The sequence below is a fragment of the Streptomyces sp. NPDC038200 genome, from assembly GCF_055600785.1.
Genome location: NZ_JBVJYH010000009.1, coordinates 294,734 through 311,050, shown reverse-complemented (window position 1 = coordinate 311,050; position 16,317 = coordinate 294,734). Strand labels below are relative to the sequence as shown.

The following is a 16,317-nucleotide window of genomic DNA, read 5'->3' as shown; positions in this document are numbered from 1 at the left end:
CCGTACGCTGGTCGGCGCGCCGGCACGGCGCGGGGGCGGCGGAGCGAGGGGAAGAGCGTGGCGGGTGCGGGGGAAGCGTACGAGGTGCGGCCGATACCGGAGTTGCTGCGCGACAACTCCGCACGGCACGGAGCCGAGGCCGCGTTCGCCGACGACCGGCGCGAAGTGAGCTGGGCCGAACTGGAGCGCAGGACCGGCCGATTGGCGGTGGGGCTGGGCGTCGGCCGAGGCGCCCGGGTGGCGTTCTGCCTCGACGACGCCGTGGAACTGGCCGAGGGACTGCTCGCCACGGTGCGGGCCGCCGCGGTCGGCGTGCCGTGGAGCGCGCGCGGCACCGACGCCGAACTCGCCGCGCTCCTCGCCGACTGCGACCCGGCCGTGCTGGTCACCGACCGGCGGAACCTGCCGCGCGTCACCCGGCTGACGGCGGGCCGGGCGATCCGGCTGGTGGTGACCGGTGAAGGCCCCCTGCCGGACGGCGCCACGGGCTACGAGACCCTCACCGCCGTACCCTCCGCCGCGCCGCCGGACGACCTGGGCCTGGACGAACCGGCCTGGCTGCTCTACACGTCCGGGACCTCCGGCACCCCCAGGGCCGCGGTCTCCAGCCAGCGCTCCGCGCTGTGGTCCTCGGTGGCCTGCTATCTGCCACGGCTCGGTCTGTCGGCGTCCGACCGGGTGCTCTGGCCGCTGCCGCTCGCGCACACCTACGCCCACTCGCTGTGCGTGCTGGGCACCACGGTGGCCGGGGCGAGCGCCCGGATCACCGCGCACGCCGAGCCGGCCGCGCTGGTCCGCCTGGTGGACGCGTACGCGCCGACGGTCCTGGCCGGTGTCCCGCTGACCTACCAGCGGTTGCTCGACGCCGGACTGGGCGCGGTCCCCTCACTGCGGTTCTGCGTCACCGCGGGAGCGCCGAGCGACCCGGAGCTGCGGACGCGGGCCGAGGAGCGGTTCGGTGCCCCGCTGCTCGACGGCTACGGCAGCACCGAGACCTGCGGCAAGATCGCCCTGGAGTCGCCGGACGGGCCGAGGGTGCCCGGTGGCAGCGGGGTGCCGCTGCCCGGCATGGACGTCCGGATCGTCCGTCCCGGGACCGCGGAGGACGTCAGCGACGCCGAGGACGGCGAGATCTGGGTGCGCGGCCCCGGCGTCATGCTCGGCTACCACCATCGGCCCGAGGAGACCGAGGCCGCCCTGCGCGACGGCTGGTACCGCACCGGTGACCTGGGCCGGCTCGACGAGGTCGGCTGTCTGACCGTCACCGGGCGGGCCGGCGACCGGATCGTGCGCGGCGGCGAGAACGTCGACCCGGCCGAGGTCGAGCGCGTCCTGCGGGACCTGCCCGGGGTACGGGACGCGGCCGTGGTGGCGCGCGCCCATCCGCTGCTGGGCGAGGTCCCGGTGGCCTTCGTCGTACCGGAGCACCGGGCACTCGATCCCGGAGGTCTGCTGCGGGCCTGCGCCAAGAAGCTCTCCGCCCACAAGGTGCCCGAGGAGATCCTGTTCACCCCGGCCGTGCCGCGCACCGGAGCCGGCAAGCCGCGCCGCGCCCTGCTGCGCCAGACACTCACCGGACACCGCGCCGACCCGGTCCTGCCGCCGGGGGCCGACCGGACGCCCGCCGAGCGGCGGGCCGCGCTGACCGGCCTGGTGTGCGAGGAGACCGCGGCGATCCACGGGACGCCGGCCGAGCCCGCCGTGGCGTTCGCCGACCTCGGGCTGACCTCGATGGACGCGATGACCCTGTGGCACCGGCTCGCGCTGCGCACCGGTCTGCGCCTGCCCGCCACGCTGGTCTGGGACCATCCCAACCCGGCCGCCGTCGCCGCCTACCTGGAGACCCGGCTGTACGGGACGGCCGTACCCGCCGCACCGCTCCCGCCCCGCGGCCCGCAGGCGGAACCGGTGGCGATCGTCGCCGTCGGCTGCCGCTATCCGGGCGGGGTCGACTCCCCCGAGGACCTCTGGCGCCTGACGGCCGGGGGCGTGGACGCCACCGGCGACTTCCCCACCGACCGGGGCTGGGACCTGGACACCCTGCACCACCCCGACCCCGACCGGCTCGGCACCACCTACGTCCGCCGCGGCGGGTTCCTCGACGACGTGGCGGGCTTCGACCCGCTCTTCTTCGGCATGTCGCCCCGCGAGGCGCTCGCCACCGATCCGCAGCAGCGGCTGCTGCTGGAGGTCGCCTGGGAGACGCTGGAGCGCGCGGGCATCCCCGCGCCCGCACTGCGCGGCTCCGCCACCGGCGTCTTCGTCGGCCTCATGCACGTCGGCTACGGCCCCGGGGTCTCGCCGCACGAGCTGGAGTCGCACATCGGCATCGGCTCCTCGGGCAGCGTGGCCTCGGGCCGCATCTCCTACGTGCTGGGGCTGCGCGGCCCGACCCTGACCCTGGACACGGCCTGCTCCTCCTCGCTGGTCGCCCTCGACCTGGCCGCCAGATCGCTGCGCGCCGGGGAGTGCACGCTCGCACTGGCGGGCGGGGTGACGGTGCTGTCGGGCCCGCAGCCGTTCATCGCGTTCAGCCGTCAGCGCGGCCTGTCCCGGGACGGCCGCTGCCGGTCGTTCGCCGCGGACGCGGACGGCACCGCCTGGGCCGAGGGCGTGGGCCTGGTGCTGCTGGAGAAACTCTCGGACGCCCGGCGCAACGGCCATCCGGTGCTGGCGGTGCTGCGCGGCTCCGCCGTCAACTCCGACGGCGCCTCGAACGGGCTGACCGCCCCCAGCGGCGAGGCCCAACGCGCACTCGTCCGGCGGGCGCTGGCCGACGCGGGACTGGAGGCGGCCGACGTGGACGCCGTCGAGGGACACGGCACCGGAACCGCGCTCGGCGACCCGATCGAGGCCGGCGCCCTGCTGGCGACCTACGGGCAGGGCCGGGACCCGGAACTCCCGCTGTGGCTCGGCTCGGTGAAGTCGAACCTGGGACACACCCAGGCCGCGGCGGGGGTCGCCGGGCTGATCAAGATGATCGAGGCGATGCGCCACGGCGAGCTGCCCGCCTCGCTGTACGCGGACCGGCCGTCGCCGCACGTCGACTGGTCCTCGGGGGCGGTACGCCTGCTCGACCGGGCCCGGCCCTGGCCGCGCCGCGACCGGCCGCGCCGCGCCGCGGTCTCGTCGTTCGGCATCGGCGGCACCAACGCCCACGTGATCATCGAAGAACCCTCCGGGCCGCCGGCCGACCCGCGGCCGGTGCGCGGGTTCCCGGTCACGCCCTGGCTGGTCGGCGGGGGCGACGAGGCGGGCCTGCGCGCCCACGCGGCCGTCCTGGCGGCCGAGCTGGCCGGCGAGGAGGACGCGCTGGACGTCGCGTACTCGCTGGCGACCACCAGGGCACCGCTGTCCCACCGGGCCGCCGTCGTGGCACCCGACCCCCAGGGCCTGCTCGCCGGACTGCGCGACCTCGCCGCCGGCGTCGACGGTCCGGCCGTGCTGCGCGGCACGGCGCGGACCCGCCCGAAGCTGGCCCTGCTGTGCGCGGGCCAGGGCGCCCAGCGGTCCGGCATGGGCCGCGGACTGCGCGCCGCCTTCCCGGTCTTCGACGCGGCGTTCACCTCCCTGTGCGAGGAGTTCACGCCCTGGCTCGACCGGCCGCTGCTGGAGGTGATCGACGCTCCCGACGACGGCCCGCTGCACCGAACCGACTACGCGCAGCCCGCCCTCTTCGCCTTCGAGGTCGCCCTGCACACGCTCCTCACCGAGTTCGGGGTACGGCCGGACCACCTGGTCGGACACTCGGTCGGTGAACTGGCCGCCGCCCATGTCGCCGGGGTGTTCTCGCGCGCCGACGCCGTACGTCTGGTCGCCGCCCGCGGCCGGCTGATGGCCGCCCTGCCCGACGGCGGCGCGATGGCCGCCGTCCGTGCGCCCCTGGCCGAGGTGACGGCCCGGCTCGGGGACGTACCGGGCCGGATCGCCGTCGCCGCGGTCAACGGCCCCTCGTCGGTGGTGGTCTCCGGTGACGAGGACGCGGTGACCGCGCTGACCGGGCTGCTGGGACGGCCCGCCCGTCGGCTGCGGGTCAGTCACGCCTTCCACTCGCCGCTGCTGGACCCCATGACGGCCGAGTTCCGCGCCGTCGCCGAGTCGGTGACCTACCACCGGCCCGCCGTCCCGGTGGTGTCGACGCTGACCGGCCGGCCCGAGACGGACGCGCTCGCCACCGCCGGCCACTGGGTACGGCAGGTCCGTGAGACCGTGCGCTTCGCCGACGCGGTGGCCCGGCTGTCCGAGGACGGTGTCGGCCTGTTCGTGGAAGCCGGTCCCTCGGCCTCGCTCGCGGCGGCGGCCGAGGAATGTGCCGGTCCCGACGGGGGCGCGGTGTTCACGTCGTGCACCGACCCGCGTACGACGCTGGAGACGCTGGCCGCGCTGCACGTGCACGGCGTGGACGTCGACTGGCGGGCGGTGTACGCGGACAGCGGTGCCCGCCGGCGCCCGCTGCCGACCTACCCCTTCCAGCGGCAGCGCTACTGGCTGGACGCCGTACGCCACCCGGTCCCGGCGGGACATCCCTTGATCGGGCACCCGCAGCCCGACGCCGACGGACCTCGGATCCGGCACACGGCCGTGCTCTCCACCACCCGGCACCCCTGGCTGGCCGACCACCGCGTCGGCGACCGCCCGCTGGCCCCGGCGACCCTCTTCGCCGAGCTGGCCTGCCGTGCCACGGGCGCCGACGGCCCGGTCCGGCTGACCGAACTGGCCTTCCACGAGCCGCTCGTGCTGCCCCCGGCGCGGCCGATGCGGGTACAGGTGGTGACCGACGCCCCGGACGACTCCGGCGCACGGTCGGTGGAGGTCTGGGCCCGCCCGGCCGACGGGACGACCCGCTGGACCCGGCACGCCACGGCGACGCTCGCCCCGGCAGCGGCACCGCCGCCCGCCGACCCGGGCGGGACATGGCCCCCCGCGGGTGCCCGGCCCGTCCCCGTCGACTATCCGCGCCTGGCCGCCCACGGCCTGCACTACGGCCCCGCGTTCCGCGCGGTGACCGCGCTGTGGCGGCGGGACGACGAGGTGTTCGCCGAACTCGCCCTGCCCCCGGGGGAGGCGGCCACGGCCGCCGCGTACACCCTGCACCCGGCACTGTTCGACGCGGCCCTGCACGCCGCACCGCTGGCCGACTCACGGGGCCCGGCCCCCGCCACGCCCCGGGTGCCGCTCGCCTGCACCGGCGTGACGGTGTACGCGACGGGCGCCTCCGCCGCGCGGGCGGTGGTACGGCGGCTCGGCCCGGACGAGTTCCAGGTCAGGCTCAGCGATCCGGCGGGGCGCCCCCTCGCGGCCGTGACGTCCGTCGTCACCCGGGCCATGCCGGCATCCACCGAGACGTACCGCCTGACCTGGCGACCCGCGGCACCGGCTTCCGGCACCGGCGACACCGACCGCGACCCCGAGGTGCTGGACCTGGCCCGCCCGGCCGCCGCCCTGCCCGACGGAACCCCCATGCCGGACCGGGTGCGCGCCCTTCTGTCGGCCGTGCTGGAACGGGTGCGGGAGCGGACCTCCGGCGCCCGGCCGGGCCGTCTGCTGGTGCTCACGCACAACGCGACCGGCGACGACCCCGACCCGGCCGAAGCGGCGGTCGTCGCACTCGTGCGCAGTGCCCAGTCCGAGCACCCCGGCCGGATCGTGCTGGCCGACCAGCGGGGAACTCCCGCCACGGACAGGGAACTCGCGGCGGCGCTGCGCTCGGGTGAACCGCAGGTCGTCCTGCACGCGGGCGCCGTACTGGTGCCGCGGCTGGCGCCCGCCGGTCCGCCCGCCGAGGCGCCGCCCGCGCTGGACCCGGAGGGCACGGTACTCGTCACGGGCGGCACCGGTGCGCTCGGGGCGAGCCTGGTCCGGCATCTGGTCGCCGACCACCGCATCCGGCACCTGCTGCTGACCAACCGCAGCGGCCGTACCCCCGACTGGGTGGCCGAAGTACCGGCCGAGGTGCGGGTGACGGCCTGTGACACGGGCGACCGCGAGGCCGTGCACGCCCTGGTGGCATCGTGCCGGCCGGCACTGACAGCGGTCTTCCATCTCGCCGGCGCGCTCGACGACGGCCTGGTGGACACCATGACGTCAGAGCGGCTCGCGGCGGTGCTCGCACCGAAGGCCGACGGCGCCTGGTACCTCCACGAGGCGACACGCGACCTCGACCTGTCCGCCTTCGTGCTCTACTCCTCGGCGGCCGGAGTGCTCGGCCGGCCCGGTCAGTCCAACTACGCCGCCGCGAACGGCTTCCTGGACGCGCTCGCCCGGCACCGCGCGGCCCACGGACTGCCCGCGCAGGCGCTGGCCTGGGGACCGTGGACCACGGCGGGAGAGGCCGGGATGGCGGGCCGGGTCGCACCCGGCCGGCTCGTCGAGGGCGGTGTCCTGCCCGTCACCGAGCGCGAGGGCATCGCCCTCCTGGACACGGCGCTGCGGACACCGGAACCGGTCCTGGTGCCGGTCCCGCTGGACCTCGCGGCCCGGCGCCGCCCCGACGCGTCACCGCTGCTCGCGGACCTGCTGCCGGCCCCCGCGCCCGGGAGCGAACAGGCCGGTGGACCCCAGGCGCAGGGCGAGGCCCCGGCCCCGCAGGCACCCGGCGCCTGGCGGGAACGGCTCACCGCCGTCCCCGAGCCGGAACGCGAAGCCCTGCTCGCCGACCTGATCCGCGCCGAGATCGCCGCCGTGCTGGGCTTCCCGGACGCCGCCTCGCTCCCCGACGACCGCGCCTTCACCGACCTCGGCTTCGACTCCCTGACCGCCGTACAGGTCCGCAACCGGCTCAGCGCGTTCACCCGCGTACGGCTGGCCCCGACCGTCGTGCTCGACCATCCCACGCCGGCCCGGCTGGCGGCACACGTCCACGCCGCCCTGCTCGCCGCGGGAGCGATGCCGCCCGACGGGGGCGAGCAGGGGACTCGGCCGGAGACCGGACCGCCCGCCCCGTACCGCTTCGGCCCCCTCTACCACCGAGTGCTGCGCGAGAAGGGCCCGTTCGAGGCCATGGCGCTGCGCCATCTCGCCTCCTACGCCCTGCCGGTCTTCTCCCGTGCCGAGCGCGCCCGGTACGCGGTCCCGCCGATCCGGCTCGCCCGGGGCGACGGCACACCGGTCGTGTACCTCCCGGACTACCTCTCGCCCCACCGCCGCCGCCCCCTCGCGCTGGCCGAGCGGCTCGACGGCGCGCACGACGTGTTCCTGCTGGAACACCCGGGGCTGGGGGAACACCGGGGTGTGCCCGACGGCATGGACACGCTGGTCCGGGCACACGCCGACACCGTCCGCGCCCTGCCCGTCGAGACACGCCCCGTCCTGGTGGGCTTCTGCGCCGGTGGGGTGATCGCGCACGCGGTGGCCCGGCACCTCGCCGAGAGCGGGCGACCGGCGGCCGGTGTGATCCTGATCGACACCCATGCCGGGGTGCTGCGCCGGGACGATCCGCGGGGGCTGGCCCTGATGGCCGCCGGTGCCGCGCTGCCGGAGGACGTCGTCGCGGAGTCGGACGACTCGCTGCTCATCGCCGGGGGCGGCTACGCGCGCGTGCTGGAGGACTGGCACCCCGAAACCTCGCCGGTGCCCACCCTGTTGCTCCGCGGCCGGCCCACGGCGGACATGCGGCGCATCGACCCGGACGCGGACTGGCAGCCGCACTGGCCGCTCCCGCACGAGGGCGCGGACCTCCCCGGCGACCACCACTCCGTGCTTCACCGCGACGCCGACGGCACGGCGGCGGCGATCCGTGCCTGGCTGACCAGGTGATCGCGACCAGGCACCCGAGAACAGGAGACCCCCGATGACCTCGGACTACGATCTCGTCGTCGTGGGCGGCGGCCCGGCCGGCTCGACCGCCGCGACGGCCGTGGCCCTGCGCGGGCACCGGGTGCTCCTGCTGGAACGGGAGACCTTCCCCCGCTACCAGATCGGCGAGTCGCTGCTGCCCGCCACCGTCCACGGCCTGTGCCGGCTCCTCGGCGTCGCCGACGACGTCGCCCGGGCCGGCTTCACCCTCAAGCGTGGCGGCACCCTGCGCTGGGGCCGCGACCCGGAGCCCTGGCGGTTCTCCTTCGCCATGACGCCGCGCCTGCCCGATCCGACGGCGACCGCCTTCCAGGTGGAGCGCTCGCGCTTCGACGAGATCCTGTTGCGCAACGCCGAGCGGGTCGGAGCCGAGGTCCGCGAGGGCAGCCCGGTGCGCCGGGTGCTCGCCGAGGGCGGGCGGGTGTGCGGGGTGGAGTACACCGGTCCGGACGGGGCGGCGCGCACGGCGCACGCCCGGTTCGTGATCGACGCGTCCGGCGGCGGCAGCCGTCTGCACGGCGAGGTCGGCGGGCCCCGGGTGTACTCGGACTTCTTCCGCGACCTCGCCGTGTTCGGCTACTTCGCCGGCGGCCGACGGCTGCCCGAACCGGACGGCGGCAACATCTTCTGCGCCGCGTTCGACGCCGGCTGGCTCTGGTACATCCCGCTGCGCGACGACCTGACCAGCGTCGGCGCCGTGATCGCGCCGGAACACTACGCCGCCGTGCAGGCCGACCCGCGCGGCGCCTGGCGGGACATGATCCGGGCCTGCCCGGACATCGACCGGATGCTCACGGGTGTGCCGGCGGCGGTCGAGCCGCCGTACGACCGGGTCCGCGTCCGCAAGGACTACTCCTACTGGAAGCAGTCGCTGTGGCGGCCGGGCATGGCGCTGGTCGGCGACGCGGCGTGCTTCGTGGACCCGGTGCTTTCCTCGGGTGTCCATCTGGCCACCTACGGAGCCCTGCTGGCCGCCCGCGCGGTCAACTCGGCGCTGGACGGCAGCTTCCCGGAGGAGCGCGGCTTCGCCGAGTTCGAGGCACGCTACCGCCGTGAGTACGGGGTGTTCTACGACTTCCTCGTCGCCTTCTACGACATGGAGCGCAACGAGGAGTCGTACTTCTGGTCGGCGAAGAAGATCACCCGCGTCGACGGTGACGAGGCCGCCGCCTTCGCGGAACTGGCGGCGGGCATGGCCTCCGGCGACACGTCCGTGCTCGGCGCCGCGCAGCACGCGAACCGCAGGAGCGCCGCCGCGACCGAACTGGACGAGGCGGTGAACAGGCTGGCGGCCGGCGACGGGCACCTGAATCCGCTGCTGTCCGCCCGGATCGTCAGAGACACCTTCCGCACCGGAAACAGCCTCCAGGAGCAGGCCCTGTACGGCGGCCCGCTCGACGGCCCCGACCCGGCGGCCACCGGCGAACCGACGGTCGCGGAGGACGGGTTGTCCTGGCTGACGCCGTAGGGAGCGGCCCGCACTCCGAGCGCCCCCGCCACGAGACGGTCGTCCTGGCCGCCTCGACCGCGTCGAGCCGTGCCGCCCCGTGGACGACCGCAGTGCCTCGACCTGCTTCCCGCGCCGGCGGGTTCGGCTGTCGCGCCGGCACGTCCGGTCGCGGGTGAACGGGCAGGATTCGTGTCCCTACGGGTCCGATGCACGCGTCCGCGTGTCCTGGCGAGCCGACAACGGCGAGGATCGGTCGGGCCTATGGCGTGCCGGCCCGATCCGATCCCAGCCGATCCGGTTCCCCGGTTCCGGTCCGTTGCGGTCCCTGGTCCGCCCCAGACGTCCCGTCCCGTCCCCGGCCGCCGCATGGCCGGGTGCCCGACTTGTCCGAGGCGCGACACGATGGCGCCTCAAGGCAGGAGTTGAGTTGCACATACGCCGAAGCGCCGCGCCTCCCCGGCGCAGACGCCTGGCCGCCGGCGCCGCCGCGCTGACCGCCGCCGTACTGGCGGCTGTCACCGCGGTCGTCCCGGCCCACGCGGCGACCGGTGAACGGCCCGCCAAGCCGTCCGCCGCACAGCCCGCACGAGGTCACACCGCACCGCTGTGCGGCCCGCCCAAGCCGCACGAGTTCACCTGCTTCGGGCTGCGCCGCACCGACCTGCCGGCCCGTCAGGGGCTGCGCGGCGCCGACGACATCCCGCAAGGCTTCGGTCCCACCGACCTGCGCAGCGCCTACGACCTGCCGGCCGACGGCGGCGCCGGCGCGACGATCGCCGTGGTCGACGCCTTCGACAACCCCAACGCCGAGACCGACCTCGGCGTCTACCGCGCCCAGTACGGCCTGCCGCCCTGCACCACCGCCGACGGCTGCTTCACCAAGACCGACCAGCGCGGCGGCACCCACTACCCGGACCCCGACCCCGGCTGGGCGACCGAGATCTCCCTCGACCTGGACATGATCTCCGCGGTGGCACCCAAGGCCCGGATCCTGCTGGTCGAGGCGGACAGCGCCACGATCGAGGACCTGGGGGCGGCCGTGGACCAGGCGGTCGCGCTCGGCGCGAAGTACGTCTCCAACTCCTACGGCTCCAACTACACCTTCTTCCCGGAGGATCCGGCGGAGTCGGCGGCGGACGTCCACTACGACCACCCGGGCGTCGCCATCGTCGCCTCCTCCGGCGACTACGGGTACGGCGTCGCCTATCCTGCCGCCTCACCGCACGTCACCGCGGTCGGCGGCACCACGCTCGGCAAGGACCCGTCCGCGGCGCGCGGCTGGTCGGAGTCGGTGTGGGACCACGACGGCGCCGGCACCGGTTCCGGCTGCTCCCGGTACGAACCCAAGCCGGCGTTCCAGCGGGACACCGGCTGCCCGGGACGCACCGTCGCCGACGTCGCGGCGGTCGCCGACCCGGACACCGGTGTCGCCGTCTACGACTCCTACGGTGACACCGGCGGCTGGGGCGTGGCCGGCGGAACCAGCGCCTCGGCACCCATCATCGCCGGTGTCTACGCGAACGCGGGCACACCCGCCGCGGGCAGCTACCCCGCGGTCTACCCGTACGCCGACGGCGGCACCGGACTGCACGACGTGACCACCGGGTCGAACGGAACCTGCGCACCGGCCTACCTGTGCACCGCGGGCCCGGGCTACGACGGCCCCACCGGCCTCGGCACCCCCGACGGCACCGCCGCCTTCACCATGGGCCCGCACGGCACGCTGACCGGCACGATCACGGACTCGGCCGCCGGCGCTCCCGTCCCGGCGGCCGAGGTGACGGCCGGTTCGTACAGCACCACCACGGACGGCCACGGCCGCTACACCCTGCCCCTGCCCGCCGGCGACCACGACGTCCGGGTGACGGCGTACGGGTACGCGCCGGGCACCCTGACGGGCGTCCGCCTCACCGACGGCGGCACCGCGACGGGGGACCTGGCGCTGCGCAAGCTGGCCACCCACCGGGTCGCCGGTACCGTCACCGACGGCTCGGGACACGGCTGGCCGCTGCACGCGAAGATCACCGTGGACGGGGTGCCGGGCGCCCCGGTGTGGTCCGACCCGGTCACCGGCGCCTACCGCCTCGACCTCCCCGAGGACCACACCTACACCCTGCGCGTGGTCGGCGACGACAGCGCCTACCGGTCCCTGGAGCGCAAGGTGACCGTGGACGGCGCGGACCGGACGGTGCCCCTGACCCTGCCCGTGGACACCTGGGCCGAGAACGACCCGGCGTACACCGTGAAGGCGGAGACCGTCGCCACCGAGACGTTCGACGACACCTCCGCCCCGCCCCCCGGCTGGAGCGTGACCGGCACTCCGGGAACCGGGCAGGGCTGGGCGTTCGACGACCCCGGCGGCCGGGGCAACAACACCGGCGGCTCCGGCGGCTTCGCCGTCGCCGACGACGACCACGCCGGGGACACCCCGCTGGACACCTCCCTGACCAGCCCCGCCTACGACTTCCACCGCGCCGGAGACCCGGCACTGAGCTTCGACTCCGACTACGAGGGCTCCGGCGAGCAGCAGGGCGAGGTGCAGATCAGCACCGACGCCGGCCGGACCTGGACCACGGTGTGGCACCAGGACCAGCTGTGGTCGAGCGGCCGGGTGGAGATCCCGCTGACCGACTACGCCGGCGAGTCGGCCGTACGGGTGCGGTTCCACTTCACCGGGCCCGGCCTGCTCTGGGCGGTCGACGACGTCACCGTCACCGAGCGGGTGGCCACTCCCGTGCCCGGCGGCGTCCTCACCGGCACCGTCACCGACGCGAACACCGGCAAGGGACTGATCGGCGCCGCCGTACGCACGGACCGCCCGGACGGGCCGACCGCGCCGACGACCGCCACGACCGGTGACCCGGGCGTGGGCGACGGCGCCTACCGGCTCTTCGTCCCCGGTTCCGGCGGGACCGCCACCGCGACGGCCGCCAAGCCGTCCTACGTCACGGCCACACGACAGGTCGCGGTGCCCGCCGACCGGGTCACCGCCGCCTCCTTCGTACTGAAGGCGGGCCGGCTGACGCTCCGTCCGGCCCGGATCGACGCCACCGCCGGACAGACACCCGTGCGGCGGAAGGTGACGGTACGCAACACGGGCACCGCGCCGATCCGCCTGGGCGTCGGTGAGCGCACCGGCACCACCCCGGGCTCCCCGACGCCGGACACCGCCTGGCGCTCCCTGCCCGACCTGCCCGTCCCCGTGATGGACAACGCGGTCGACACCTACCGGGGCGAGCTGTACTCCGCCCTCGGCTCCGACGGCCGGACCCCGCTCGCCGACCTGTACGTGTACGACCCCGCCACCCGCACCTGGCGGCAGGGTCCGTCCGCGCCCGAACCCCGGCAGGCCACCGCGCACGGGTTCATCGGCGGCCGCCTGTACACCGTGGGCGGCTGGGGTCCCGAGGAGACCGTCAGCCGGACCACGCAGGTCTTCGACGCGGACACCGGCCGCTGGTCCAAGGGTCCGGACGTCCCCGAAGGACGCTACGGAGCGGCGAGCGCCGTGCTCCACGGGCGGCTCTACGTGGTCGGCGGCTGCACGAACACCGACTGCTCGGACACCGTGTACGTCCTCGACCCGCGCTCCCGGTCCTGGTCCCGGGCCGCCGACTACCCGCAGACCATCAGCTGGGCCAACTGCGGCACCATCGACGGCAGGCTGTACTGCGCGGGCGGCGCCCACGACTACCTGGAGACCGGTGACGCCTACGTCTACGACCCGGCCTCCGACAGCTGGCAGCCCATCGCCGCCATGCCGACCGGCCTGGCGAGCGGCACCCACGCCGCCGCCAACGGGCGGCTGCTCGTCTCCGGAGGCTTCAAGCGCGTCGGCGCCAACCGGGTCCTCACGGCGGAGGGCTACGCCTACGACCCCGGGACGAACGCCTGGAAGCGGCTGCCGGACGCCCCGACCGCCGTCTACCGCGGCGGCGGCGCGCCCGGCCTGTACCGGGTGGGCGGCAGCGACGAGCCCCGATTCCCGGTGCCCGTGCCCACCGCCGTCCTCCTGCCGGGTTACGACCGTACCGAGACGGACGTCCCCTGGCTGACCGAGAGCAGGCACCGCCTGACCCTGCGCCCGGGGCAGACCGCGTCCTTCACGGTGACACTCGACCCGCGCCGGCTCTCCCGGCCCGGCGACTGGACGGCCTCCCTGACGCTGACCACCGACGGCCCGTACTGGGTGCCGGAGATCCCGGTCCACCTGCGGGTGCCGGACCGCACCGCCCCGTAGCACCGGCGGGGGAGGGGACCGCACCGCCGGACGGCTTCGACGCCGTCCGGCGGTGCCGTTCTCGCCGGGCCGTACCGGGAGACCCCCGGTCGTGCGGCGCGGGCACTCTTCCTGCGGTGCGACGGCGGGGCGGGGGCGTGAGCCGTGTCAGCGGACGACGTCGAAGACGTTCTTCTGCAGGCCGTTGGCGTAGGCCTCGTGCTCGACGAGCTTCAGCTTCTGGGTGTCCTTGTCCGTGGTGCTGAACAGGCGCTTGCCCGCGCCGAGCAGGAGCGGGAAGACGAGCAGGTGGTAGCGGTCGATCAGGCCGGCGTCCGAAAGGGCCTGGTTCAGGGAGGCGCTGCCGTGGACGATGATCGGGCCGCCCTCGGTCTCCTTCAGCGCGGCGACGTCGTCGAGCGAGCGCAGGATCGTCGTCTCGCCCCAGTTCGACACCAGGTCGTCCTCGGTGAGGGTGGTGGAGACGACGTACTTCGGCATCACCTTGTAGTCGGCGAAATCCTCCATGTCGGGCCACACCGGGCTGAACGCCTCGTAGCTGGTCCGGCCCATCAGCATCGCGGTGGCCTCCTTCTGCTCCCGGCCCTTGATGTCGAACGCCTCGGGGAGGAACTCGACGTCCTTGAAGGTCCACCCGGCGTTCCGGTAACCGGCCTCGCCGCCCGGGGCCTCCACGACACCGTCGAGCGAGATGAAAGCGGTGCTGATCAGGGTACGCATCTTGGGTTCCTCGGTATCTCGTGTCCGGTGCTCGGCGTGTTCGGCCGGTGCGCGCTTCGACCAGGCTTTCACGGCCGCGGCGCACCCACCATGATCTTTGACCGTTGGCCGCGGAGAAACTCATCGGCCGTCCCCGTCCCATCCGGCGATCTCGGCCCAACGGCTCGGCTCGGGAGGCCCCACCCCCGCCCGACAGCGGGACCCGCCAGCGGCGCGACACCGGAGAGCGGTGCGGGAACCGCCCCGGCCGGTGGCACCGCGATCACCGGCATCGGCAGCGTGCCGCCGCCGCAAGGGCGTCGCCCATCGGAAGCAGACCAACTCGCGGGCCGTCCGGCCAGTACCGACGATGAGGTCGAGATCCCCTACCTTGAGGAAGTCCGCATGCCCTCCCCTCCCTTGACCGGGCCGCCCCGCCGTCTTCGTGACGCGGCCCTGCTCTCTTCCGTCTGCTGCCTGGCCGCGGGCGCGCTCGCCGGATGCGGCAATGGCACCTCTGGCTCCGGCGACGCGGCCAGCCGGACCCCCACGGCCCCGAACACGGCTTCTTTCAGCAGCGGGACGTTGCCTTCCGCGCTGGCATCCTCCGCGTCGGCGGCCGTCGCCTCCGCCCGGGCCTCGGCATCGGCGGCCGCCTCGTCGGCATCGGCGCGGGCCTCGGAGTTCGAGGCATCCGTGTCGGCCGAGTCCGCCCGCAGGACGGCCGCCGCCGAAAAGGCGGTCAAGGGCGTCAAGGGAGGCGGGAACGCCCGGTCGGAGGTCGGCATGACCGGCCTGCCGAAAGCAGAGACCGGCGATGTCCTCGCGGTTCTGATCACCATCACCAACAAGACGCGGCAGAAGGCGTCCTATGCCGTGCAGGTCGACTTCGAGGACGCGAACCACCATGTGGTCGAGACCCGGTACACCGGCGCGGAGGACCTCCCGCCGGGCAAGAAGGAACAGCCCATCGTCTTCAGCCACGAGCCGCCCGAACCCAAGCTGACCCCGCGCCTGACCAAGGCGCAGCGCTACTGAGATGTCGTTTCCGCCGTCGCCCCCGGACGCCGGCGCGCTGCGGACGTGGCGCGCGCCGGCCGGCCCGAGCGTCCGCGACGGCGCTACTCGTCGCCGGTCCGGGCGGGCTGGAGGAACGCCTCGTCGACGTAGCACCAGGCCCAGTCGTCCCCGGGTTCCACGGAGCGCATCACCGGATGCCCGCTCTCCTCGTAGTGGGCAGTCGCGTGAGCGCCCGGCGAACTGTCGCAACAGCCGACGTGGCCGCAGGTCAGACACATACGCAGCGAGACCCACCGTCCGCCTCGGGCGGAACACTCCTCGCACACCCCGCCCGGCGGCGCGGGTGGCATGTCCGTGCTCGTGTGCTCGCAGCGTCGTCCCTGCGGGCGTCCTCCGTCCGGCCGCACGGTCCATCCGGTCATGGGTCATCCCTCCGGGCGGAGCGTTCCCGCCGGCGACGCCGGCCACTGCCCCTGCTCACAGACCGACGATCCTGACGACGAAGAACGCGGCGATCATCAGACAGCCGATGACGATCAGCGTCAGCCAGAAGTACGGGTGCTCCCACATCCCGCCGTCCGCTCGCTCGGGATGGGCTTCCGCGGTCGAACCCTCAACGGGCGGAGTCTCTCCCGGAGGGTGCAGAGCATCGGTCATGACGGCACCTCCGCCGCGCCGAGGCGCTGCTCGCGGTCCTCGTAGTTGGCCAGGGCGAGCCCCAGGGCGAAGAAGGTGGGTGCCCACTCGCCGACGAAGATGCCCCAGCGGTCGGCGCGTTCCAGGTCCTCCGTCCTGCTGGAGGCGAGCCATGAGACCAGCGAAAGCCCGATGGAGGCCGTTGCCGCCAGGTAGGCGTGCTCGCTCGTGACGCCCGCGTGGTGGAGCTTTTCCACGATCATCTTCACTCCTGGTGTGACGGAACGAATACACAGTGCGCTGCGTGAGGAAACGCAATCACTCCCCTTTCGACCCCTGCCGGCCTTGTGGATGCGGTGGGTGTCCGGCGCACGGCCGGAGTGGAGGGCCCGGGGCACGACGCGCGCTCGGCGCCGCGTGTGCGGCGGTTGCGCGCTGCGGTGGGTGCGCTGAGGATGGATCGGGGAGTTCCCCCGGG

At 74.9% G+C, this 16,317-nt stretch carries 9 protein-coding genes; 4 read left to right on the top strand and 5 right to left on the bottom strand.

Translation table 11 applies throughout. The features are described from left to right. Positions 1-57: 57 nt before the first annotated feature. The 3 genes from ACZ7KF_RS21210 to ACZ7KF_RS21200 all read left to right on the top strand — a co-directional run bounded on the left by ACZ7KF_RS21210 (position 58) and on the right by ACZ7KF_RS21200 (position 13,484). A complete protein-coding gene (locus ACZ7KF_RS21210) occupies positions 58-7,755 on the top strand; it encodes an SDR family NAD(P)-dependent oxidoreductase (protein ID WP_471077006.1) in 7,698 nt (2,565 codons plus the stop codon). 34 nt (positions 7,756-7,789) lie between these two features. After that, positions 7,790-9,262 carry a tryptophan 7-halogenase gene (locus ACZ7KF_RS21205; protein WP_471077003.1) on the top strand — a complete coding sequence of 491 codons (1,473 nt, stop codon included), beginning with the start codon at positions 7,790-7,792 and terminating at the stop codon, positions 9,260-9,262. A 472-nt stretch (positions 9,263-9,734) separates the two neighbouring features. Next, positions 9,735-13,484 carry a Kelch repeat-containing protein gene (locus ACZ7KF_RS21200; RefSeq protein ID WP_471077103.1) on the top strand — a complete coding sequence of 1,250 codons (3,750 nt, stop codon included), beginning with the start codon at positions 9,735-9,737 and terminating at the stop codon, positions 13,482-13,484. Positions 13,485-13,631: 147 nt separating this feature from the next. Here the strand turns inward: ACZ7KF_RS21200 and ACZ7KF_RS21195 are convergent, their stop codons facing one another. Together ACZ7KF_RS21195 and ACZ7KF_RS21190 are read right to left on the bottom strand one after the other, a co-directional pair. After that, on the bottom strand, positions 13,632-14,204 hold the full coding sequence (locus ACZ7KF_RS21195; RefSeq protein ID WP_471077000.1) for a dihydrofolate reductase family protein: 573 nt from the start codon (positions 14,202-14,204) through the stop codon (positions 13,632-13,634). Positions 14,205-14,569: 365 nt separating this feature from the next. Then, positions 14,570-14,929 (bottom strand): hypothetical protein, encoded by a 360-nt coding sequence (locus tag ACZ7KF_RS21190; protein ID WP_471076997.1) that lies wholly within the window; start codon positions 14,927-14,929, stop codon positions 14,570-14,572. A 40-nt stretch (positions 14,930-14,969) separates the two neighbouring features. Between ACZ7KF_RS21190 and ACZ7KF_RS21185 the strand changes: the two genes are divergently transcribed. Further along, positions 14,970-15,221 carry a hypothetical protein gene (locus tag ACZ7KF_RS21185; RefSeq protein ID WP_471076994.1) on the top strand — a complete coding sequence of 84 codons (252 nt, stop codon included), beginning with the start codon at positions 14,970-14,972 and terminating at the stop codon, positions 15,219-15,221. An 83-nt stretch (positions 15,222-15,304) separates the two neighbouring features. On the opposite strand, the gene ACZ7KF_RS21180 is transcribed toward ACZ7KF_RS21185, so the two are convergent. The 3 genes from ACZ7KF_RS21180 to ACZ7KF_RS21170 form a co-directional block, all read right to left on the bottom strand. Continuing rightward, entirely contained in the window at positions 15,305-15,553 is a 249-nt protein-coding gene (locus ACZ7KF_RS21180) for a UBP-type zinc finger domain-containing protein (RefSeq protein WP_471077102.1), read from the bottom strand. A gap of 127 nt (positions 15,554-15,680) precedes the next feature. Beyond that, entirely contained in the window at positions 15,681-15,860 is a 180-nt protein-coding gene (locus ACZ7KF_RS21175; RefSeq protein ID WP_471076991.1) for a DUF6480 family protein, read from the bottom strand. Beyond that, positions 15,857-16,102, bottom strand: coding sequence for a hypothetical protein (locus tag ACZ7KF_RS21170; RefSeq protein WP_471076988.1), 246 nt, complete (start codon positions 16,100-16,102; stop codon positions 15,857-15,859). The genes ACZ7KF_RS21175 and ACZ7KF_RS21170 overlap by 4 nt, the downstream gene beginning before the upstream one ends. Positions 16,103-16,317: the final 215 nt, after the last annotated feature.